14 protein-coding genes and 1 pseudogene are annotated in these 20,742 nt (G+C 63.2%); 12 read left to right on the top strand and 3 right to left on the bottom strand.

What is annotated here, in order from left to right; genetic code table 11:
* The first annotated feature begins 44 nt into the window (after positions 1-44).
* Positions 45-1,376: a DegQ family serine endoprotease gene (locus ACEQZD_RS11665; RefSeq protein WP_370185803.1), complete on the top strand. Its 1,332-nt coding sequence runs from the start codon at positions 45-47 to the stop codon at positions 1,374-1,376.
* A gap of 175 nt (positions 1,377-1,551) precedes the next feature.
* On the opposite strand, the gene ACEQZD_RS11660 is transcribed toward ACEQZD_RS11665, so the two are convergent.
* The gene (locus ACEQZD_RS11660) at positions 1,552-3,198 is read right to left on the bottom strand and encodes a hypothetical protein (protein ID WP_370185633.1); all 1,647 of its coding nucleotides are present in this window, start codon (positions 3,196-3,198) and stop codon (positions 1,552-1,554) included.
* Between the two features lie 75 nt (positions 3,199-3,273).
* Entirely contained in the window at positions 3,274-4,869 is a 1,596-nt protein-coding gene (locus ACEQZD_RS11655) for a GMC family oxidoreductase (protein ID WP_370185630.1), read from the bottom strand.
* Between the two features lie 62 nt (positions 4,870-4,931).
* Between ACEQZD_RS11655 and ACEQZD_RS11650 the strand changes: the two genes are divergently transcribed.
* The 10 genes from ACEQZD_RS11650 (at position 4,932) to pelG (ending at position 18,710) form a co-directional block, all read left to right on the top strand.
* Positions 4,932-5,537, top strand: coding sequence for a DUF3047 domain-containing protein (locus ACEQZD_RS11650; RefSeq protein ID WP_370185627.1), 606 nt, complete (start codon positions 4,932-4,934; stop codon positions 5,535-5,537).
* A 259-nt stretch (positions 5,538-5,796) separates the two neighbouring features.
* On the top strand, positions 5,797-6,360 hold the full coding sequence (locus ACEQZD_RS11645; protein ID WP_067611814.1) for an HNH endonuclease: 564 nt from the start codon (positions 5,797-5,799) through the stop codon (positions 6,358-6,360).
* A 161-nt stretch (positions 6,361-6,521) separates the two neighbouring features.
* Positions 6,522-9,284, top strand: coding sequence for a bifunctional glycoside hydrolase 114/ polysaccharide deacetylase family protein (locus ACEQZD_RS11640; protein WP_370185624.1), 2,763 nt, complete (start codon positions 6,522-6,524; stop codon positions 9,282-9,284).
* Positions 9,247-10,125, top strand: coding sequence for a hypothetical protein (locus ACEQZD_RS11635; protein ID WP_370185622.1), 879 nt, complete (start codon positions 9,247-9,249; stop codon positions 10,123-10,125). The genes ACEQZD_RS11640 and ACEQZD_RS11635 overlap by 38 nt, the downstream gene beginning before the upstream one ends.
* The gene (locus ACEQZD_RS11630; RefSeq protein ID WP_370185619.1) at positions 10,122-12,905 is read left to right on the top strand and encodes a tetratricopeptide repeat protein; all 2,784 of its coding nucleotides are present in this window, start codon (positions 10,122-10,124) and stop codon (positions 12,903-12,905) included. Before ACEQZD_RS11635 ends, ACEQZD_RS11630 begins: the two co-directional genes overlap by 4 nt.
* A gap of 23 nt (positions 12,906-12,928) precedes the next feature.
* Positions 12,929-13,447, top strand: a complete 519-nt coding sequence (locus tag ACEQZD_RS11625) for a hypothetical protein (RefSeq protein WP_348320800.1) — start codon at positions 12,929-12,931, stop codon at positions 13,445-13,447.
* Positions 13,447-14,784 (top strand): PelD GGDEF domain-containing protein, encoded by a 1,338-nt coding sequence (locus tag ACEQZD_RS11620; RefSeq protein ID WP_370185616.1) that lies wholly within the window; start codon positions 13,447-13,449, stop codon positions 14,782-14,784. The genes ACEQZD_RS11625 and ACEQZD_RS11620 overlap by 1 nt, the downstream gene beginning before the upstream one ends.
* Entirely contained in the window at positions 14,777-15,769 is a 993-nt protein-coding gene (locus ACEQZD_RS11615; protein WP_370185613.1) for a hypothetical protein, read from the top strand. The genes ACEQZD_RS11620 and ACEQZD_RS11615 overlap by 8 nt, the downstream gene beginning before the upstream one ends.
* On the top strand, positions 15,766-17,334 hold the full coding sequence (gene pelF / locus ACEQZD_RS11610; protein ID WP_370185610.1) for a GT4 family glycosyltransferase PelF: 1,569 nt from the start codon (positions 15,766-15,768) through the stop codon (positions 17,332-17,334). The genes ACEQZD_RS11615 and pelF overlap by 4 nt, the downstream gene beginning before the upstream one ends.
* The gene (gene pelG / locus ACEQZD_RS11605; protein ID WP_370185607.1) at positions 17,334-18,710 is read left to right on the top strand and encodes an exopolysaccharide Pel transporter PelG; all 1,377 of its coding nucleotides are present in this window, start codon (positions 17,334-17,336) and stop codon (positions 18,708-18,710) included. The genes pelF and pelG overlap by 1 nt, the downstream gene beginning before the upstream one ends.
* Positions 18,711-18,901: 191 nt before the next feature.
* Here pelG and ACEQZD_RS11600 read toward each other — a convergent pair whose 3' ends face one another.
* Positions 18,902-19,933: a DUF3080 family protein gene (locus ACEQZD_RS11600; RefSeq protein ID WP_142948614.1), complete on the bottom strand. Its 1,032-nt coding sequence runs from the start codon at positions 19,931-19,933 to the stop codon at positions 18,902-18,904.
* 159 nt (positions 19,934-20,092) lie between these two features.
* On the opposite strand from ACEQZD_RS11600, the pseudogene ACEQZD_RS11595 reads away from it, so the two are divergent.
* A pseudogene (locus ACEQZD_RS11595) lies at positions 20,093-20,742 on the top strand (hypothetical protein); the annotation flags it as partial.

Below are 20,742 nucleotides of genomic sequence, written 5' to 3'. Positions count from 1 at the left end.
CCGTTCTGAAAAGACCTCTCGATCTGATTAGTGCCGTGGTTCTGATGAGTCTGTTGTCGGCGCCCGCCGGCGCCGCGCTGCCCACGCGTATCGCCAGCGGCGAGGAGCTGCCGTCACTGGCGCCGATGGTGGAAAAGACCGCCCCGGCGGTGGTCAATATCGCCATTGAAACCCGGGTGCGGGCGGCCCAGAACCCGCTGATGCAGGACCCGTTCTTCCGCCGCTTTTTCGACATGCCGGATCAGGCGCCCAGCCGCCGCGCGGTGTCCGCCGGCTCCGGCGTGATCGTCGACGCCGACCAGGGCTACGTGCTCACCAACGCCCATGTGGCGCGCAACGCCGACAAAATCGAAGTGACCCTGATCGACGGCCGTGAGCTGTCGGCGGAACTGGTGGGCCTGGACGAGGAAGTCGACCTGGCGGTGCTGAAACTGGAAAGCGCCGAGGACCTGACGCAAATCCGTATCGCCGATTCCGCCGGTCTCAAGGTGGGTGATTTCGTGGTCGCCATCGGCAACCCTTTCGGTCTCGGTCAGACGGTGACCTCCGGTATCGTGTCGGCGCTGGGCCGCACCGGCCTGGGTATCGAGGGCTACGAGAATTTTATTCAGACCGACGCCTCCATTAACCCGGGCAACTCCGGCGGCGCGCTGGTCAATCTCAACGGCGAGCTGGTCGGTATCAACACCGCCATTCTCGCCCCCGCCGGCGGCAATGTGGGCATCGGCTTCGCCATCCCCACCAATATGGCGGTGAACGTGATGGACCAGTTGATCGAGCACGGCGAAGTACGCCGCGGGGTGCTCGGCGTGACCATTCAGGATCTCACCGAGGAACTGGCCAGCGCCTTCAAGGTGGAGCGCCGCAAGGGCGTGGTGATCACCAATGTGCTGCCGGAAAGCGCCGCCGATGAAGCGGGGCTCAAGGCCGGCGACGTGGTGCTGGAAGTGGACGGCCAGCCGGTGGACCGGGTCTCGGACCTGCGCAATAAAGTCGGCTTGTCGCCGGTGGGCGAGAAGATCGAGCTGACCATTCAGCGTGACGGCCGCCGCAAGACGGTCACCGCGGAGATCAGCGAATCCGGCCTGGGCGCCGACGCCGGGGACGGGGTCTCGTCGCACCTGCAAGGCGCCAACCTGCGTGACCTGCGCGAAGGCGAGCTCGACCACGTCCAGCGCGGTGTACTGGTGGAAAACGTGGCGCGCAGTTCCGCCGCCTGGCGCGCCGGTCTGCGGCGCGGCGACGTGATCGTTAACGTCAACCGCCAGGACGTGAACAACCTGGAGCAGTTGCGCGCCGCCGTCCCCGATAAAGACGCCGCTTTGCTGTTGCGTATCAACCGCGACGGCGGCGTCTTCTTCGCGGTGGTCCGCTAAGGCTCGTTGAAACGCGCCTTGTGGGAGCGGGCCCCGCCCGCGAAAGGGTGGCGCTAGCCACCCGGCGGGATACCAGAGACTTGGTTAGTGCCCGCTTTCAGACCTCTCTGGCATCCTGCCGGGAGCTTTGCTCCCTTTCGCGGGCAGGGCCCGCTCCCACAAAGAGCGGCCGGGGCTAGTTCAGCGGAAAGTCGGTCCAGCCATCCGTCCAGTCGCGGGCGGCGCCGGGGCGGATGGCGCCGATATAGAGCGCGGACTCGTCCCAGAACTCCCCCTGGGGCGGCGCCACGGCGCCGTCCCGCAGGCCCGAAGTGCCGCCGGGCGCGAAGTCCGGGTTCACGGTGCTGCTCACGTCGCGGCTGAACTGCGGGTCCACGGCGAAGCGGGCGCCCACGGTGTCGCGGAAGTAGCCGGCCTCATCCAGGCCGCCGTCATCGTCCGCCTCGCCGCTTTCTGCCTCGAAATAGCTGATGCCGCGCCCGCCGATGTCGTTGATCGCCAGGGCCTGGAACGTCAGACGTCCGTTGTCCAGATTGGCCACCGTCACCGCGTCCTTGATGTCCACCGCTTCCCCGGAAAAACCGTGCATCAAGACGTTATGGAAGTGCCCGCCGGTGCCTTCGCGTAACGTCATGGCGCGGTGGTGGCGGGTGTGGCTGCGCGGGCTCACCAGGGTGACGTTGTACATCACCGGTTCCGACATCGGCTCGGCGTCGTGCTGGCCGCCGTTGTTGTCCGCCTCGAAGGCGTTGTCGCCGCTGTTCGGGTGCTGCTGGGCAATCAGGAATTGCACCCGGCCGCGCCAGCCCCAGTCCCAGTCCAGGGAGTCGTCGCCGGCGCCGGTGATCAGAACATGGCGCAGGTCCGCGGTGCCGCCGAACATTTCCACGCCGTCGTCCAGGGAGCGGTGCACCTGCACGTGGCGGATGATGGTGCCGCTGCCGCAGCCGCCCATGGTCAGGCCGTTGAGTTCGTTGTTGGCGTACACCTCGAAGCCGGCGAACTCAATGCGCGCGTACTCAAGAACGCCGCAACTGCCGTCGGCGTCGTCGCCGCCGAACGAGCCACGGGTATCATTGGCCGGCACCCCTTCGATGTGCGCGTCGGCCTGATTCACCGGCGCCGAGCCGAGCAGCACCACGCCGCCCCAGTCGCCGGGGGCGCGGGTGCCTTGCGGCTGGCCGCTGGTGAACACGATCGGCATGTCGGCGTTGCCGGCGGCGTGCAGGCTGGCGTCCCGCGTCACCACCAGGGCCGACCCCGGCCGCCCTTCAATGCGGGTGCCCGGCTCGATGGTCAGGCGTGCGCCGTCCTCCACATAGACGATGCCGTCCAGCACCCAGGTGCGGTCGGCGGACCAGCGGTGTTCGCCGGTGAGCGGGCCGGCCACCACCTGGCGGCCGGAGAGCAGGCCGCCGATGGAAGGCTGCAACAGCACCCCGGCGGCGATCACCCCCACCAGCACCAGCGTGCCCAGGCCCAGCCACCATAAGTTCGATGAGCGTTGTGGAGTGGCGTCGTTCCGGGGCGCGGGCCGGAGCGGGGTGGGGGCGGTGTCGCTACTGGCCGTGGCAGGGGCGCTGGTTTTATGCAGCAGGCCGCCCTGTCGGTTGGCGGCTTTCAGCTTGCGGCCCAGTTCGCGGATGCGCGGGTGCTCGCTGGACAGCGCCTTCTCGATCACCTCGGCGCGGTACTGCGAGTCGTTGAGGAGAGTGTTGAAGTGAATAAAGCGCAGCGAGCCGTCGCCGCTTTGATCGTAGTTCTGTTTCAGTTGCCACAGCAGTTCCACGAGCTGTGCCCGTGGTGACGATTCGCCACTCATGATGCCCCCTCCCCGGACGGATTTCCCCATTGCAGGGAACGCAGTCTGGGAGGAGGGCGTTACAGTGCGATGAAATCAGACGCCGAGAATCTTGTCGGCGGCTTTTTCCGCGATCATCACCGTGGGCGCATTGGTATTGCCGCCGATCAGCGTCGGCATGATCGAGGCGTCCACCACCCGCAGGCCTTCCAGGCCGTGCACTTTCAGGTCCGGGTCCACCACCGCCTGGTCGTCGACGCCCATCTTGCAGGTGCCCACCGGGTGGTAAATGTTGTCGCATTTCCGGCGCAGGAAGTCGCGGATCTGCTCGTCGCTCTGCACATCGGCGCCGGGGGCGATTTCCTCGCCCCGCCAGGGCGCCAGTGCGTCCTGGGACATGATCGCGCGCATCGCCTTGACGCCGCGCACCATGCCTTCCATGTCATCCGGGTGCTCCAGGAAGCGCGGGTCGATCAGCGCCGGGCTGCGCGGGTCCGCATCGCGCAGACGGATGGTGCCGCGGCTCTTCGGGCGCAGAATGCAGACGTGGCCGGAATAACCGTGGCCCATGCTGAACATCCAGTTCAGACCATGGTTGTCGAGTTTGGCGGCGGTCAGATGCAGTTGCAGGTCCGGGCGCTCTTCCTCCGGCCGGGATTTAATGAAGCCGCCGGCTTCCGCCACGTTGGAGGTCAACTGGCCGCTGCGTTTGGTGAAGAAATCCCACACCGCCTTGGCACCGGTGAACGGCAGCTCCCAGGAGCCCATGGTGAAGGTGTCGCGGCGCCGGTTGCGGTGGATCACCAGCACGTCCGGGTGGTCCTGCAGATTGCCGCCGACGCCGGGCAGCTCGTGCACCGGATCGATACCGTGGCGCTTCAGCTCCTGCGGATCGCCGACCCCGGACAGCTGCAGCAACTGCGGCGAATTGATCGCGCCGCCGGACAGGATCACCTCGCCGGCCTCGATGGTGTGCATGCCGCCCTTATGCTCCACCTCCACGCCGGTGGCGCGTTTGCCGTCGAAGCGCACCCGGTGCACCAGGGCCCCGGTCATCACCGTCAGGTTGTCCCGTTCCATGGCCGGGTGCAGATAGCCGCGGGCCACGCCCCAGCGTTCGCCGTCCTTCTGGTTGACCTTGTACATCGACATCCCTTCCTGGGTGTCGTTGTTGAAATCATCGGTGGCCGGGTGGCCGGCCTGGACCCCGGCGGTCACGAACGCCTCGCTGACCGGGTGGCGGAACTTCAGCTCGGCGATATTGAGGTTGCCGTTAACGCCGTGGAACGGGCCTTCACCGCCGGGCTCGTAGTGTTCGCAACGTTTGAACAGCGGCAGCACGTCCTTATAGCCCCAGCCGGGGTTGCCGAGCGATTCCCAGTGGTCGTAATCCCAGGGGTGGCCGCGCGTGTAGCACATGGCGTTCACCGCCGAGGAGCCGCCCAGGGTCTTGCCGCGGGGAATATAAATTTCACGGTTATTGAGCGCTTTCTGCGGTACCGTGTAATAACGCCAGTTGCGGGCGTTGGAGCGCATCAGCCAGATGATCCCGGCGGGGATGCGAATGAACAGGCTGTTGTCCGCGGGGCCCGCTTCCAGCAGACAAACACGGGTGTTGGGGTTCTCGGACAGCCGGTTGGCCAGGACGCAACCGGCGGAGCCGGCGCCCACGATCACATAATCAAACTGCATGCCGCTCGCCTATGTTCAGTGCCTATTTCAACCAGTATACAGCCTGTAGCGCGCTCCTGTTATTGACCCTGTGTATCCGCGCCACGGCCAATGCGGAGCCGCCGCCGGACTGGCGGCACGTGGCCTTCGAGGGCGAGACCCGCTACCAGCTGACCGACGCCGGTTGCTGGCGGGCCCTGGCGCGGGCCAGCGCTTCGGGTCTGGTGCGTGAGCAGGCGGTGGATCTGGCCCGCACCCCCTGGTTGAACTGGCGCTGGCGGGCCGCTGAAACGCCGGCCTGGCCGGCGGCGGACGAGCAGAGCAAGCAGGGCGATGATTTTCTGGCGCGGGTCTATGTGATCAAGGAGGGCTGGGTGCCCTGGCGCACCCGGGCGATCAATTACGTCTGGTCGCGCTCGCACCCGCCGGGCAGCCACTGGCCCAACCCCTATGCCGGGCAAGCGGAAATGGTGGTGGTCCAGGGGCCGGACGGCGAAGCCGGGCAGTGGCGCGGGTTCAGCCGTGACGTGGCCGCTGATTTCAAGCGCTTCCACGATCTGGAGGTGGACAGCGTGGACGCGGTGGCGATCATGACCGACACCGACAACACCGGTGTGGTCGCCGAAGCCTGCTATGAACTGCCGTCTTTTTCCGCGCAGCCGCGGCATTCCCGGCCGTCTGAACGGTAATCACGGTTGCGGACCCCGATTAAGGCTGTTTATTATTCAGGCAGTCGTTTTCTTTACCTGCTTTCTGATTAGCCGGCCGGGATCGATTAATCAGAGATCAGGACAGTACCCGCGCCACCCGCCGGCGCGTGCTTTCGAGGCCTGGCGCCGGTGCCTTTTCTCACCGCCGCCCGCCCCCTGTCGCAGAATCGTCACGCTTAAAGACTTTCATGACTCCGCGGAACGCGGAAGAAAAACGTCGGAACAGGCGAAGGTGCCTATGAGTGAGCGTATTTTGCGGTTGGACAAGGCGGGCACGCCGGTGGAGTGGCTGGACTGGCAAGCCGCCGCGGTGCTCTACGCCCGGGGTCTGGTGACCTGGACCCTGGGCGACGTGATTTACAACCTGCGCGGGGGCATGTGCCGCCTGACCGGCGACCGGTCGCGGCTGTCCCTGCATTCCATTATCGCCTGCGACGGCATCGCCAGCCCGCGCCGCCGCACCCGTCCGCCGCTCACCAACCGTGCGCTGTTCCGTCGTGACCAGCATCTTTGTCTGTATTGCGGCAAGCCCTATCCGGAAGCCCTGCTCACCCGCGACCATATCCGGCCCACCTCGCGGGGCGGCAAGGACAACTGGCTCAACGTGGTCGCCGCCTGCCGGCGCTGCAATCAGCATAAGGGCGACCGCCTGCCGGAAGAAATCAACATGGAACTGCTGGCGCTGCCCTATGTGCCGAACATGGCGGAATACCTGGCGCTGATTAACAGCCACCGCATTCGCGGCGACCAGATGGCCTTCCTGCGCAGCCAGTTCGGCAAGAACAGCCGGCTATTACTCTAACGAGGGTGAAGTGCGTGAGTTTTCTGTGAAGGTCTTTGCTTTGTAAAATAGTGCATCCATAGGCGCCGGTTTTGGTCCCTGAGTGAAGAACATTGCTTGTTTGTTCACGCAGCGACTGGCAACTTACACGTTATAACTATAGTAACGTTTGGGAAGCCACCTTGGCGCGTTTTTCTCTGTTTATCGCTTGCTTGCTTCTGCCTTTGACGGTGTCCGCCGGACTCCGCTCCGCCGCCTTTTACTATGGCCCGGATATCCCCTGGAATGAGCTGGCTGCATTCGACCTGCCGGTCGTGGAGGCGGCACAGAGTGACGCGCCGCCCGCGCATTTGGTGGGGGAATTCTATGCTTATGTGAGCCTGGGCGAAGTGCTGCCCTCGAGGGATTACGCCTCCGGGATCAAGCCGGCGTGGATTGTGGGCGAAAATCGTGACTGGCAAAGCCGGGTTCTGGATCTGACCAACGAGGACCTGCGCGGCTATTTGCTGGAGCACGTGATCGCTCCGTTGTGGGCGCAAGGCTATCGGAAGTTTTTTTTCGACACCCTCGACAGCTATCGTCTGGTAGAGGGCACTTCCGGCGATCTGGAAGCACAGCGTGAAGGTTTGCAGACGCTGATCAATGCTATTGCCGGGGCCTTCCCGGGTGCCCGGTTTATTTTGAACCGTGGTTTCGAGCTGCTGCCTGCTGTCCATGAACATGTGGATGCGGTCGCGGCGGAGTCGCTGTATCAGCGCTGGGTGCCCGCGGAGAAGCGCTACCAGGCGGTGCCGGAAGACGACCGCCAGTGGCTGCTCGACCGCTTCCAGGAGGTTCGTGAACGCTACGACCTGCCGACCATAGCCATTGATTACGCGCCGCCCGGTGATCGTGCCGGCGCGCGCGCTTTGGCCGAGCGTATTCAGGCCCGGGGCGTCATTCCCTGGGTTAGCAACCCGGCTTTGGACATGCTCGGGGTGGGGCAAATCGAGGTCATGCCACGCCGGGTTCTGGCGATTCACGGCGAACCGAAAGGCAGCCGCTGGGAACAGAGTGAGCTGGTGCGCTTTGCCTTAATGCCGATGCAGTTCCTAGGGCTGGTGCCGGACATTCGTGATGTCGGTGACCCGATGCCCGGAGGCACGCTGACCGGCCGTTATGCGGGCATTGTTACCTGGATCAATGAACCGGATCGGGTCAACAGACGGTTTCGCAAATGGCTGGCGGGCCAAGTGGCTGATGGGGTCCCGGTGGCGATTCTCGGGCAGATGCCCTTCGACCCCGAGGACCCGGTCAGTAAGCCGTTTGGTTTGCAAGCACAGCCGGTGCCCCGGACTCTCCCCCGGGTGGTCAAACAGCATCCGGCGATGGCGTTCGAAGCGCCGTTGCCGGCATTATTGGAAATCGCTGCCCCGCTTACCCTGGACGCTGGCGAATCCTGGTTGCAGCTTGCCGTCGGCGACCAGCAGTACACATCCGTGGCGGTTACCCCTTGGGGCGGCTATGCCCTGGACCCTTTCGTAGTACGCTCCGCGTTGCCGACCATTAGCAGTGAAGAAACCACGGGCCGCTGGATGGTCCAGCCGCTGACGTTCCTGCGCGCCGCGCTCAAGCTGCCGGAGATGCCGGTGCCGGATGTGACGACTGAAAATGGGCGGCGGTTGTTCTTTGCGCATATGGACGGCGACGGTTTTCCCAATCTCGCGGAAGTGGAAGGCTATCGCGGCCAGGCCGCCGGCGAAGTGCTGCTGCAAGAGATTCTCAAGCGGTACCGGGTACCCACCACCCTTTCGGTGGTCGAAGGTGAGGTGGCGAAAACCGGGCTCTATCCGGAACGTGCCGAAGAGCTGGAGGATATCGCCCAGCGCATGTTCGAGTTGCCGCACGTGGAGGCGGCCACGCACACCTATTCGCATCCGTTTTATTGGTATGAGGCCAGCCAGAAGCCGGGCGCGATACTGGGCAGTGAAGGCCCGTTGCGCCTTAACATTCCCGGTTATGAGTTGACTCTGCAGCGCGAACTGGCCGGGTCCGCCGACTACATGAAAAAGCGGCTTTTGCCGCCCGGCAAGGACGTGGAGATGGTGCTGTGGAGCGGCGATACCATGCCCACGGAAGAGGCGCTGGAAGTCGCGCGAAAAAACGGCCTGCTGAATATGAACGGCAGCGATACCCTGATCACCGAGAGCGCGCCGAGCTGGACGTTGATCAAGGGCATCGGTCTGCCCAAGGGCGACGAATACCAGGTTTACGCACCCAACCAGAACGAGAACGTATATACCGGCGAATGGCGCGGCCCCTTTTATGGTTTCCAAAGAGTGATCGAAACGTTCCAGCTTACCGGTGAGCCGATTCGCTTTAAGCCGATCAACGTGTACTACCACACCTATATCGCCAGCAAGAACGCCTCCCTGACCTCGCTGCGCCGGGTTTTTGATTGGGTGCTGTCTCAGCCGGTGCACGCCGTGTTCGCTTCGGAATACGTCCGCAAGGTATTGGATTTCAACCGCATGGTAGTGGCCCGCGACGGCGATGGCTGGCTGATACGGGGCGGGGGTGAGCTGCGCACCTTGCGTGTGCCTGCCGGTGTGGCGCTGCCTGATCTGGCGCGCAGCGCGGGTATTGCGGGCTACCAAGAAGGCGGCCCCGGGCCTTATGTGCACATGAGCGGCGAAACGGCCCATTGGCGTAGCGGCGATGCTGGTAAAGACACCGGGCTTTGGTCGGCCAATGCCCGGCTCACGGCGTTTGAGCGAAACGGAAGCACCCTGCGCTTTTCCCTGCGCGGCTATTTGCCGCTGTCGTTTACCCTGATGCAACCTGCGGACTGTGTGTTGCGCCAGGGCGAGCAGGTGATCGAACCGGCGCGGCGCGATGGACGTCTTTACCAATACAGGAGCGACCAGCGTGAGCTCAACGAGCTACGGCTACAGTGTCGACAGTGAACGCCGCCGGGTCATCGGGCTGACCGAACTGGCCGCGCTTGTCGTTCTGGTGGCGGTGGTGTGCTGGCTGGTGTTCCCCCGCGATCTCTCCGACACCCTGCGGAATGCGGACCTGGACGCGGTCACTTTGTCCTATTCCACGGCCTGGCTGAAAGCCAAACCCGATGACCATGCGCTGCGCCTGGTTCTGGCCCGCGACCTGATCGAGTTGGGGCGCTTTGCGGAAGCCGACAAGCAATTGGATTATGTCGCCGCGAACACGGTACAGCCATCGCTGCTGGATGAGCTGCAATGGCTGCGAGCGCGTCTGCCGTTCGTGGCGTTGATGGCTATGGCACCGGCTGAGCGCGGTGGTAGCGCGTTGAGTGCCCGCGCCAGAGTGGCGTTAGCGAAGGTGCGGCCGGAACGGCTGGAGACGGCACAGTTGCAGCAGTACGCCGAGATGGCTCTGATTATGGGCAATCTGGACCTGGCGGTGAGTGCCTATCATTTGCTCGCGGTTCAGGCACCGCCGGCATGGCAATGGCATCGCAAGGCCGGCGACGCGATGTTGGCCCGGGGCCGGTACGCTCGAGCCTCCGAGGAATACATCCTGGCGATGCGAGCGCAGCAAGACGGAGCCGGGCGCGCTGACTTTTTGAAAGCGGTAAGTACCCTTCAGGCGGGCGGATTATCCGGCCAGGCTTTGGGTGTGGCCGCTCGTTGGGAAGGTGCGTTTTTGAACGACTCGGAGGTACTTTATCGCCTTATGAGCCTGGCGCGTGCCGCTGGAGATGGTGTGCGGGCACAACACTATGCGGTGCTGTTGTTGCGCCTCCGGAAAGACGAGGTGAGCCGGTGAAACGCAAGTGGTTGTGGTTGGCGCCGCTGGCGGTGGGCGTTTCCATCAGTGCCGTGGCTCAGGCGCCAGTACCGTACGAGCATCGCTACTACGATGACGGTTATCAGGTCTTCGTAGGTAACGGCAATCTGCCCCGTGCCCGGGAAGTGGTGGAGAACGCACTCTATTGGCGTCCCGCCGATCCAGTGTGGTTGCAGCGGCTGGCGCAGGTCGCCGGATGGCAGGGCGATGTGGAGCTTTCCCTGGCTGCCTGGCTGAAGCTGGCGGAATCCGATAACAGTGATTTGGCGTGGCAGCGGGTGCTGGAACTGGCTCCGGCGACGTTCAATAACGAGTTGGCGTTGCGCGCGCGCCGCCGGCTGCTGCGCAACGACCCTGGCAACGAAACACTGGTCGCCCTGGTGGCCGCTGAGTACGAACGCCTGGGGCGGCCTGAAGAGGGCATAGCCTTCCTGGATGATTGGAGCGAGCGGCACCCCAGCCCCACGGTGTTTGAAGTGCTGCAGCGCCTCGCCGAGCAGAGCGGCCGGGACGTTCAAGCGATCCGTTATTACCGTGCGTTCATGGACCGTTACGGCCCGCGCCCGCGAATGGCCTGGCATGCGGCGGATCTGCTGTGGCTGCGTGGCGAACGAGAACGTGCTTACCAGGCGTTGCGACGGGACGCGGACGGGCTCTCTTACGACCCCAACCTGACCCGCCGCCTGGCGGTGATGGCCACGGAACTCGGCGACTGGCCCGCCGCACTGGACGATTACCAGCGGCTGTTCGCCAAGGGGCATGCCAGCGTCGGTGACGGCTACCGCTACTTAACCCTGGCGCGCTATCAGGCGCCTGAACGGGTGGCTTCCATTTTGCGCTACCTGTGGCAGCAAAGCGACGATCCACGCCTGGCGGTCAGCTATCTCTATGCGTTGCGCGAAGACGGCGACAAGCGTGCCATGGCACTGTTCTTCGAGGGTTTGTCCGAACAAGAGCGCCGCGCCTTCTATCAGGACCGGGGCTTCCTGCTGGTTTACGCCGATTATCTGCAGTGGACCGGCCAGCCGGAGCGGGCCCGGTCGGTATTGCGGCAGGCCCTGGCGCTGGCGCCGGGCGATGTCGAAGTGCGGATGTCCTGGTTGTGGCTGCTGATCAGTCTGGGTGATGACAGTACGCTCACCGGCAGCCTGGTGCGTTGGCACGATCAGATCGCCCACGACCGGCGCTATCTTGAGGTTTTGGCCGCGGCGTTCATGGCGCTTGATCAGCCGGAGCAAGCCTTGCGCTATGAAATGGTGCTCCTGAAAGGTGACCCGGATAACTGGCGTCGTCTCTGGGCGTATTCCCAGGCGTTGCTGGCGGCCGGTCGGGAGGACCAGGCCTGGCCGGTGCTGCGCCGGTTGTGGCGGAACCCGCCGCCGGCGGACACCATCGACGACCGGAACCGGCCGCTCTACAACGAGATGCGCAGCGCCCTGGTGGCACGGTTTGAAAACGGTGACACTCAATTGCGCTTCCAGCAGCGCCAATGGGCCGCCACCAAGCCGGCCGAGCGCGCCCAGCGTGCCGAATGGCTGGCTCAGTGGTCGCTCGGGGTGAACGCGCCGGAATTGGCCCGTCTTTGGTATCTGCGCCAGCAGCAATGGCGCCCGGAGGGTCTGCCTCCCGGCTCAGCGCTGGCTTTGGCGACTCTGGAAGGCGACCGTCTGGCGATTCGTGAACTGCGAGACCAGCACGGCGACCGGCTAACGGCGGGTGAGCGCCTGGAGGCGGACAACACCCTGGGCCGCAAGCGTCTCGCCGCCGCGCAACTGGCGGAGCAGCAGCGGCATGCACCGGAAGTGGCGGACCAGCATCCGCAGCAGGAGAGCCTGCTGTTGCCCGCCGAAGAGAATCTCGCTGTCAACCTGGAGCACCGTCGTCAGGGTGCCTTGGATGTGAACAGCGCCGAAGTGTCCCAGACTCAGCCCCTGGGCGACCGCTGGGGGCTGCGCTTCAAGGCGCAACAACACCGTTTCAGCAGCAACGATGACGCGATTCTGGCGGTCAATGAGCGTGAACAGCGATTCAGTGTCACGGCGCGGCGCGAAGGCCGGCGCTTGGATACCAGCCTGAGCGCCGGACACCGCGATATCTTCGATTATCAGCGCCCGGATTTAACCCTGGCCTTTGCCGGAGAGCTCGGCCGTGCTTGGCGTTGGAAAGGGGCCTATGAATGGCAGGCGCCCGCCGATGAGAGCTCGGAGTTGTTGTTGGCCGGGGACCGTACCGGCGCGGCGCTCTCGCTGAGCTGGTCACCGGTGTCCAACTGGCAGAATGGTGTCTCGGTCGCGCGGTATGACTATCAGGACCTGGAAGACCGCGACCTCGGCCAAGGCACCCGAGTCAGTGCGCAGAGTACCTGGCGGCCTTGGTTATCGCGCTTTTCGCCGGGCCTGCGCGTGCGGCACACCCGCGCGTCATTCAGCGGCCAGCGGCCTTTGAGTGGTGAGATTGGTGTGATGCGGCCCGGCGCGGAGACGCTGCCGGCGGTGCCGCAAAGCTATCGCGAGACGGAGCTGGCGCTGCTGCTGGGGTCGCCGGATGTTCATTTGCGTCCACACCGCATTCAAGCCTGGGGTGAACTGGGCGTCACCGACAACAGTATTTCCGGCACTGGTTTTAATACCCGTGTGGGCGCCGAAGGCCCATTGCTGGGGCGCGACGCCTGGCGCTTCTATCTGGAGCGCGGGCTGAATACCGGCGGGGCCGATGAAGACAGCTATCGCGCCGGGTTCGATTACCGGTTCTACTATTAACAGGGGTTTATCAGGAGAAACGCATGAAATTGTCATTAATCGTACTCTGCACCGCCGTACTGGCGCTGACCGGGTGCTCGACGCATATGCGCAGTACCCAGGATGTGTCGTTCGAGCGGCAGGCGCGCTGGCTGGTGCTGCCGTTGACCAATCGAACCACCACACCCCAGGCCGGCTTACGTGCCCAGGCTATCGTCGAAGCGGTACTCGCCCAACACGGAGCACGTCCGGTGGTTGCCTTCGAGCAGGAAAACGGCGAAGGCGTGTTGTTCGAGGCCGGCTCAGAGGAAAGCCGGCAGGCCATGCGAGCCTGGGTGGCCGAGCAGAACGGGCGCTATGTGGTGTCCGGCGTGGTCCATGAATGGCGTTATAAAACCGGCGTCGACGGCGAGCCCGCGGTGGGCGTGATGATTGAGATCCGTGACCCCGCCGGTGAGCTGCTTTACAGCGGTACCGGTTCGCGTGCCGGCTGGGCCCGTCAGTCACTGGGCGAGACCGGGCAGCGGGTTATTGACGATCTGATCGCGCCGGTGATCGACTGATGCTCAGCAACCTTGGCGACAATCGCCTGGCGCGGTTTCTCGCGCCCCCTAAGCTGGGGGCCATGGCCTGGCTGGAAGCGCCCCTTTTGGTGGTGTTGGTGGTGCTGGTCGGTTTTTTAGTGCGCCCGGACGATCCGCTTATTTTTCAGGGCGGTATCCGCTGGAGCATCGTGGTGGTGCTTTTGGTGGCGTTGCGGTACGGCTCCTTGCTGGGCTCCTTGGGCATGCTGACCTTGTTGCTCGCCTGGTTTGCCTGCAAAGCGTTGAGCCTTTATCCGGGGCTGGCCTTCCCTGAGCTCACCTTTCTGGGCGGTTATATTATTGTCTTGATCACCGGTGAATTCGCCGATATGTGGCGGGTGCGACTGGATCGCGCGGAAAGCCGCGCCGGTTACACCCTGGATAGGCTTCAGAATCTTACCCAGCGTCATGTTCTGCTGCGGTTATCCCACGATCGACTGGAAGAGAACCTGCTGGTTCGCCCCTATACGGTACGCGATGCCTTGCTCAGCCTGCGCGACGTGATGATGGACGAGAGTCACTCGGAAGTGCTGCCCGCGGGCGATGAGCTGCTGAATTTGCTGGCGGATTATTGTCAGTTGCAACGTGGCGGCCTGTACGCGGTAACCGGCGGCGGCATCAATCCAGAGCCGGTGGCGTTGTTGGGGCAGAACGCACCTTTGGATCTTGACGACCGTTTGCTCAAGCATGCGTTTGAAAGCCGGCAGATGGCCCATGTACAGATGGCCGGTGAAGGGTATGGCGGCATTTACTGGGTCGCGGCTCCGGTGATGAATAGTGGTGGACAGTTGATCGGCATGGTGGTGGTGGAGCGGATGCCGTTTCTTTCCATTCACCAGGAGACCCTGCAACTTTTCGGGCTGTTGCTTAACTTCTACGCCGATGTCGTGCAGCACGGCCCGGCGGTGGATCACCTGATCGACGTGTGGCCCGGTATGCCCGCGGTGTTTGGCCGCGAGCTGGTAGCGTTGGGTAATTTGTCCGCTGCGAAGAAAGTCGATACCACCCTGGTTCTACTCACCCCGGACGATAGCGCCCAGTCCCGTCAGATCGTCGAAGGCCTGTATCGGGGGCGCCGTAACCTGGATGGCTACTGGTGGGTGGATCAAGAGAGCCACCAGTTGATGTTGTTGATGCCGATGACGGGGCCCTCCAGTTTCGAGAGTTTCCTGCGTCGCGTGGAAGAGTGGCTGGCCGACGATTACGCCTTTGCCAGCCTGGCGCAGGCCGGAGTCAGCTATGTTCACCATTCACTCGATAAGCGCCCGGTCAAGGTACAGATCGAAGAAATGCTGGTAGAGGCCGGTAATGGTTGAAGTCCGCTGGTTGCTATACGCCCTCGCCCTGGAGCTGGCATCGCTGGTATCGCTGTTGTCCGCGTCCAACGAGCTCAGCCTGTTCATCACCTATCTGGGCACTCATCTGGTGGCGTCGTTGCTATTGGCGTCGGCGGTGTGGGCGTTGTTGCCTTCGGGGTTTCGAAAGCCCGCTGTCGGCTCATGGGCGCTAACGTTCTCACTGGCTTTCTTTGTGCCGGTATTCGGCTTGGTGGGCATACTGGGAGGTGTGCTGGTTGGCTATCTTCTGCCCGCGGCGTTCCGCGACGAGCCCTTCGTGGGTGTGGACGCACCGGTCTTCACGCCGGTGCCCGCACCCGCGATGGCCGGCTTTCGCCAAGAGGACCTGAAAGGCCTTTTGAAGTCCACCGACACGCCCGTGGAGGTGCGGCTGCAAAGTATGTTGACGGTACGTGGTATGCCCACGCGCTCCACCGGGCGGGTGTTGCGTGAAACCCTTGGTGACGCCTCCGATGATGTGCGATTGCTTGCTTACGGGATTCTTGACCAGAAAGAAAAAGCGATCACCCAGCAGATCGGCAGGGCTATCACGTTGTTGGATAGCGCCACGCAGGCGCGCTGCTATCGTCTCTATCGGCGTCTTGCGGAGCTCTATTGGGAGCTGAATTTTCAGGATCTGGTGCAGGGCGATATTCGTAAGCTGGCGCTGGAGCGGGCGTCGTTCTACGTGGACCGCGCTCTTTCCGAGCGGCCTGATGATGCCGGTATGTGGCTGCTGCGCGGTCGTATTCTTCTGACCGATGAAGAACTAGAGCACGCTGAAGAGAGTTTTCTGCATTGCCGTCAGCTCGGGCTGCCACCCTCGAGGGTTAACCCCTGGCTTGCTGAACTGGCCCTGCTTCGTGGTCAGTTGGGCCGTGTTCGAGAGTTGATGACGTCGATATCGGATGACACACAGTTTTCATCACTGAAGGAATCAGTCCAATACTGGAGAGACGCATGAGCTTGCCGCGCGCCAACAGCGCCGATATTTGTCTGCTTCTGGAGGGGACCTTCCCCTACGTCAGCGGCGGTGTTTCCAGTTGGGTGAACCAGATTATACGGGGGTTTCCTGAGTACACCTTCGCCTGCTGTTTCGTCGGCAGCCGGGCGGAGGACTATGGTGAGATGAAGTACGACCTACCGGACAACGTGGTGCATCTGGAGGTCCACTATCTGCATGATCAGGGCAACAAGACGGAAAAGAAGGCCTCCCATGGCAATCAGAAGATGTTCGAAAACGTCGATCGTTTCCATCGCATGGTGCGCAGCGGTCGCGTCAGCGAGGAACGCAACCGGCTATTCACGGAGCTGATTGGTGAGTTGGGTGACGGTGGCGCCTTGTCCGAAGAGGCTTTTCTGCACAGCCGGTCAAGCTGGGATCTGATTTCGGAGAGCTATCGACGCTACAGCCGTGACCCTTCGTTCGTGGACTATTTCTGGACGGTGCGGATTATGCACGCGCCGATCTGGATTCTGAATCGGATCGCGGACAATCTGATCCCCGCCAAGATGTACCACACTATTTCCACCGGCTATGCCGGATTTCTTGGCGCTCTGCTGCGCCGCAAGACCGGCCGCCCGCTACTGCTTTCGGAGCATGGTATTTATACCAAGGAACGGAAGATCGATCTTTTTCAGAGTGAGTGGATTAGCGATAACCGGGGCCTGGTGGAACGCAATAACGTGGAAATGGCCTATTTCCGCGAAAAGTGGATAAATTTTTTTCAAGAGTTGGGTCGCGAATGCTACCAGGCGTCGGATCAGATCGTTGCCCTCTACGAGAATAACCGTCTTCGTCAGATTGCCGATGGCGCCCCTGCGGCGCGTACACAAAACATCCCCAACGGCATTAACCTGCCGGCTATGCAAGCGGTACGGGCGCAGCGCGGTGATGCGATTCCTCCAGTGGCCTGTTTGATTGGCCGTGTGGTGCCCATCAAGGACGTGAAGACCTTTTTAAGATCGATGCGGACTCTGGTGAATGTCATGCCGGAAGCACAAGGCTGGATTGCCGGTCCGGAGGATGAGGACGAAGAGTACGCGGCGGAATGCCACTCTCTGGTCAGCAGTTTGCAGCTCGACGATAACGTGCGCTTCCTCGGGTTTCAGAAGATCAGCGAGCTGCTGCCGAAAGTGGGCGTGATCGTGCTCAGTTCGATCAGCGAGGCGCTGCCTCTGGTACTTTTGGAAGGCTTCGCCGCCGGAGTGCCGGCGGTGTCCACGGATGTGGGGTCCTGCCGCCAGTTGATTGAAGGCTTTGGAGAGGAAGATCGTGCGCTCGGATCCGCCGGCGACGTGGTGGGGATCGCTAACCCTGAGGCACTGGGTCATGCCGTCGCCGATCTGCTCCGCGACGAGCAGCGCTGGTACCAGGCCCAGCAAGCGGGTATCCGTCGGGTGGAAAAATACTACACCCAGGAAATGATGTTCTCAGCCTATCGGTCGCTTTACCAGGGGCTTCTAACGCAGGCCGACGTGGTGGATAGCGACAGCACCGTACCCACGCTGGACCAGGAGGCGCGCTAATGGCGGGCATCGGTTTCGAGCTGCGCAAGCTGTTACGTCAAGATACCTTGCTGGGGATGATACGTGCCTATGCCTACGCGGGCGTAATCGGTTCCGGCCCCTGGGTGCTGTCGATCATTGGCATTTTGATCATCGGTTTGATCAGCCTGGCGGTGGTGTCACCCGCGGAAGCGGTGACGCAGTTTCAGGTTACGGTGACCTATATCATCGCCTTCAGCCTGATCCTGACCGGTACCTTGCAACTGGCTTTCACACGCTTCTGCGCTGATCGTATCTTTGAGGAGCGGGAGGACGTGATTCTGCCTAATTTTGGCGGCGTCACGTTATTGGTCACGGTGGTGAGCGGGCTGTTCGCGTTACCGGTGGCGCTGTTTCTGTTTCCGGAGCAAAGCGTGCTGTTTCGCGTTGTCCTGGTGGCCAGCTTTGTGGTGGTGAGTAACATCTGGATTGCCACCATTTTCCTGTCCGGCATGAAGCAGTATCAGGCCATCGTGTTGCTGTATGCCCTCGGTTATACGCTCACCGTGGGCGTGTCTTTTCTGCTGCGCTTCATGAACCTGGAAGGCCTGTTGATCGGCTTTCTGATCGGTCAGGTGTCGCTGCTCGGCGGGATGTTGGTTTTGATCGTGCGCGCCTATCCGGCACGCCGGTCGGTGGCGTTCAATCTTTTCGAGCCTCGCTGGCTCTATCCCAGCCTGATGTTGGTGGGGCTGTTGTTTAACGCCGGGGTATGGGCGGACAAGATCATGTTCTGGATGGATAGTGGCACCGGCAGCGCGGTAATTGGGCCCCTGCGTGCCTCCTTGATTTACGACATTCCGGTGTTCTTATCCTATCTGTCACTGATCCCCGGTATGGCGGTGTTCCTGGTGCGTATGGAAACCGACTTCGTGGAGTATTACGGCAATTTCTATGATGCGGTCCGAGAGGGTGGGTCGCTGTCGTATATTGAGGATATGCGCAATCAAATGGTTTCGACCATTCGCCTGGGTGTGTTTCAGATCGTCAAGATCCAGGCCATCGGTGCCTTGTTGATCATGGTGGTGGCGCCGGACATTTTCGTTACCCTGGGCATCTCCAATCTGTACTTGCCGTTGCTCAAGGTGCAACTGGTGGCGGCAGGCCTGCAGGTGGTCTTCCTGGCGGTGATTAACGTGTTCTGTTATCTGGATCAGCGCCGCATCCTGGTTTTTCTCACCGCGTTGTTCCTGGTGCTTAACGTGATGCTGACTCTGGTCAGCCTTCAGTTAGGCCCACAGTTCTTCGGCTATGGGTTCCTGTTGGCGCTGGCGGTATCGGTGGTGGTCGGGCTCTGGCTGGTGCAGCGCAGCATGGGCCGCCTGGAATACCAGACCTTTATGCTGCGGTCCGGCTAGCCAAAAAAAAACGGCGTCCAGAGGACGCCGATGAATCGTTTGGCTCGGGAGAGCTATCACGGAGCAGTACTCCGCTAGTCGACGGATGGGACCTCGTCGACGAATGGGAGTATGTCTGTGACCGATTTCAAAAACATTAGCTGTACAGCCGTTCACAAACGCTTCGTTGGCCAATAATTCGCCGTCGCTGATCAGCCGCCCCCGGGCATCAGCCCGCAGGCTCCGAGCACGGTCTGCCAGCGCTCGGTGTGGGCCCGCAGCGCCTGATCCAGGCGCGCTGCCTGGCCCCGGGGGCCGAAATAGTGGGCCAGCCACTGATCCAGCGCCGGGTTGGCGCCGCTGCTGACCGCCCGCAACGCCCGCAGGCGGTCGTCCAGCCGGCGCCGGCGACGGTCCAGATCCGCCAGATACGGTTGTACCTCCTGCCCGTAGACACTATCCAAAAGATTGCGCAGATAGCGGGCCCTTTGGCTGGCCCGGCCCCGCGGGCAGAGGCTGTCCTCGTCCAGCGATTCGAGCATGCCCAGGGCCTGCTCCAGGGCCACCCGGGCGGCGGCGATCTCACGCAGCACCGCGCCGCCGGCGGCGCCACCGGCCAGGGTGGCCAGGTGGCGCTCCAGGTCGGGTAGGGCGTCCGGCGGCGGTGAGGCACGCAGCGCCCGCCCCGCGCTCACCAGGCCGCCCAGCGCCTCCAGGCCCTGGGCGGGATCGCCGGCCGGGCCCGGCGACTGGTTGAGGAAGCCGCGCAATTCATCACTGGCCCAGGTGGCGTTCCAGAACAGGTCGCCGAGGCTGTCCCGTTTCACGGCCAGGGTGCGTTCCAGCAGGGCGATAAGCGCCGTGTCTTCCAGCTTAGCCTCTGCCAGACAGCGTTCGCCGCGCTGAATAAAGGTCAGCTCGTAATCCAGTCGCAGAGAGGCGCTGCGCAACTTGCCCAGGGCGCTGTTGCGCTCACTGACCAGCGACATCAGGTCGCAATGGCGCAAACCCAGATAGTTGAGCAGCCCGGTACGCAGGTCCGGCAGCGGGCGGCGCAGCGCCGCGTTGCCCGGGTAGGGCCGCAGCTCCAGGGCGGCCGCCGGCGGCACCGGTTGCCGGGTGAGGCGTTCCAGGCGGGCCAGGTAGTCCTGCCAGCGGGCGGCCACCGGGTCTTCGGGCCACAGCGCCAGGCCGGCGGTGGCCGCCAGGGCGATCAGCGCAACCGCCAATACGGTTTTCTTCATGGCGCGGTCTGTGTCATGGGGCGCGGGTCCCGCTGCATTTCAGTACGATTTTACCTTGTGCGAGGAGGGCGGCCTTTGGCAACTGTGCTACCTTTTCCGGAAACACTCTCCCCGTGACAAAACGTGCCCCGTAACAATAAGCCCAAGGCGGTCAAAGGAATGCGATTACAACACTTAGGCGTGCTGTTTCTGGCCCTCTCCCTGCTGGCCTGCGACACCGCCGAGGAACCCGGCCCGGCATCTTCCAGTGGGGAAACGTCCCCGCCAGCCTCTTCCCCGGCCAACGACGGCGAAGACGCCGCCCCCATGGACAGCCGCTGGCGCAGCCACCTGGACAGCTGGCCCACCGGCGCAGTGAGCGCCCGCGCGCCGCTGGTGGTGCGTTTCACCCACCCGGTGGTCGCCGAGGAGGCACTGGAACAGCCCGCCGAAGGCGTCGCCCGTCTGGCGCCGGAGGTCGGCTTCAAGGCGGTGTTCACCGCCCGCGACCGCCTGGAAATCCGCCCCGACGCGCCGCTGGAACGGGGCCGGGAATTGACGCTGACGCTGTTTCCCCAGGAACTGTCCGGGGTCGACGACGGCCTGCCGCCACTGACGCTGCCGCTGACCGTGCTGCGCCAGCAACTGAGCCTGCGGGTGGACGCGCTGGCGCCGGTGGATGGGGCGCCGGCCCGCATGCGCCTGAACGGCGAGCTGACCACCGCCGACCAGGCGGACCCGCTTGCGGTCCAGTCGGCCCTCACCGCCAGCCAGGCGGACCGGCGGTTGGACATTGAATGGCACCACGGCGCCGCCGGGCTCAGCCACGG

It is taken from the genome of Alloalcanivorax sp., from assembly GCF_964221125.1.
GTDB lineage: Bacteria > Pseudomonadota > Gammaproteobacteria > Pseudomonadales > Alcanivoracaceae > Alloalcanivorax > Alloalcanivorax venustensis.
The sequence above is the reverse complement of the archived record's forward strand: the minus strand, read 5'-3'. Positions and strand labels throughout refer to the sequence as shown.

Coding starts and splice junctions, on each gene's coding strand:
- ACEQZD_RS11665 (WP_370185803.1), top strand. CDS start 45: ATGAGTCTGTTGTCGGCGCCCGCCGGCGCCGCGCTGCCCACGCGTATC.
- ACEQZD_RS11660 (WP_370185633.1), bottom strand. CDS start 3,198: ATGAGTGGCGAATCGTCACCACGGGCACAGCTCGTGGAACTGCTGTGG.
- ACEQZD_RS11655 (WP_370185630.1), bottom strand. CDS start 4,869: ATGCAGTTTGATTATGTGATCGTGGGCGCCGGCTCCGCCGGTTGCGTC.
- ACEQZD_RS11645 (WP_067611814.1), top strand. CDS start 5,797: ATGAGTGAGCGTATTTTGCGGTTGGACAAGGCGGGCACGCCGGTGGAG.
- ACEQZD_RS11625 (WP_348320800.1), top strand. CDS start 12,929: ATGAAATTGTCATTAATCGTACTCTGCACCGCCGTACTGGCGCTGACC.
- ACEQZD_RS11620 (WP_370185616.1), top strand. CDS start 13,447: ATGCTCAGCAACCTTGGCGACAATCGCCTGGCGCGGTTTCTCGCGCCC.
- ACEQZD_RS11615 (WP_370185613.1), top strand. CDS start 14,777: ATGGTTGAAGTCCGCTGGTTGCTATACGCCCTCGCCCTGGAGCTGGCA.
- pelF (WP_370185610.1), top strand. CDS start 15,766: ATGAGCTTGCCGCGCGCCAACAGCGCCGATATTTGTCTGCTTCTGGAG.
- pelG (WP_370185607.1), top strand. CDS start 17,334: ATGGCGGGCATCGGTTTCGAGCTGCGCAAGCTGTTACGTCAAGATACC.
- ACEQZD_RS11600 (WP_142948614.1), bottom strand. CDS start 19,933: ATGAAGAAAACCGTATTGGCGGTTGCGCTGATCGCCCTGGCGGCCACC.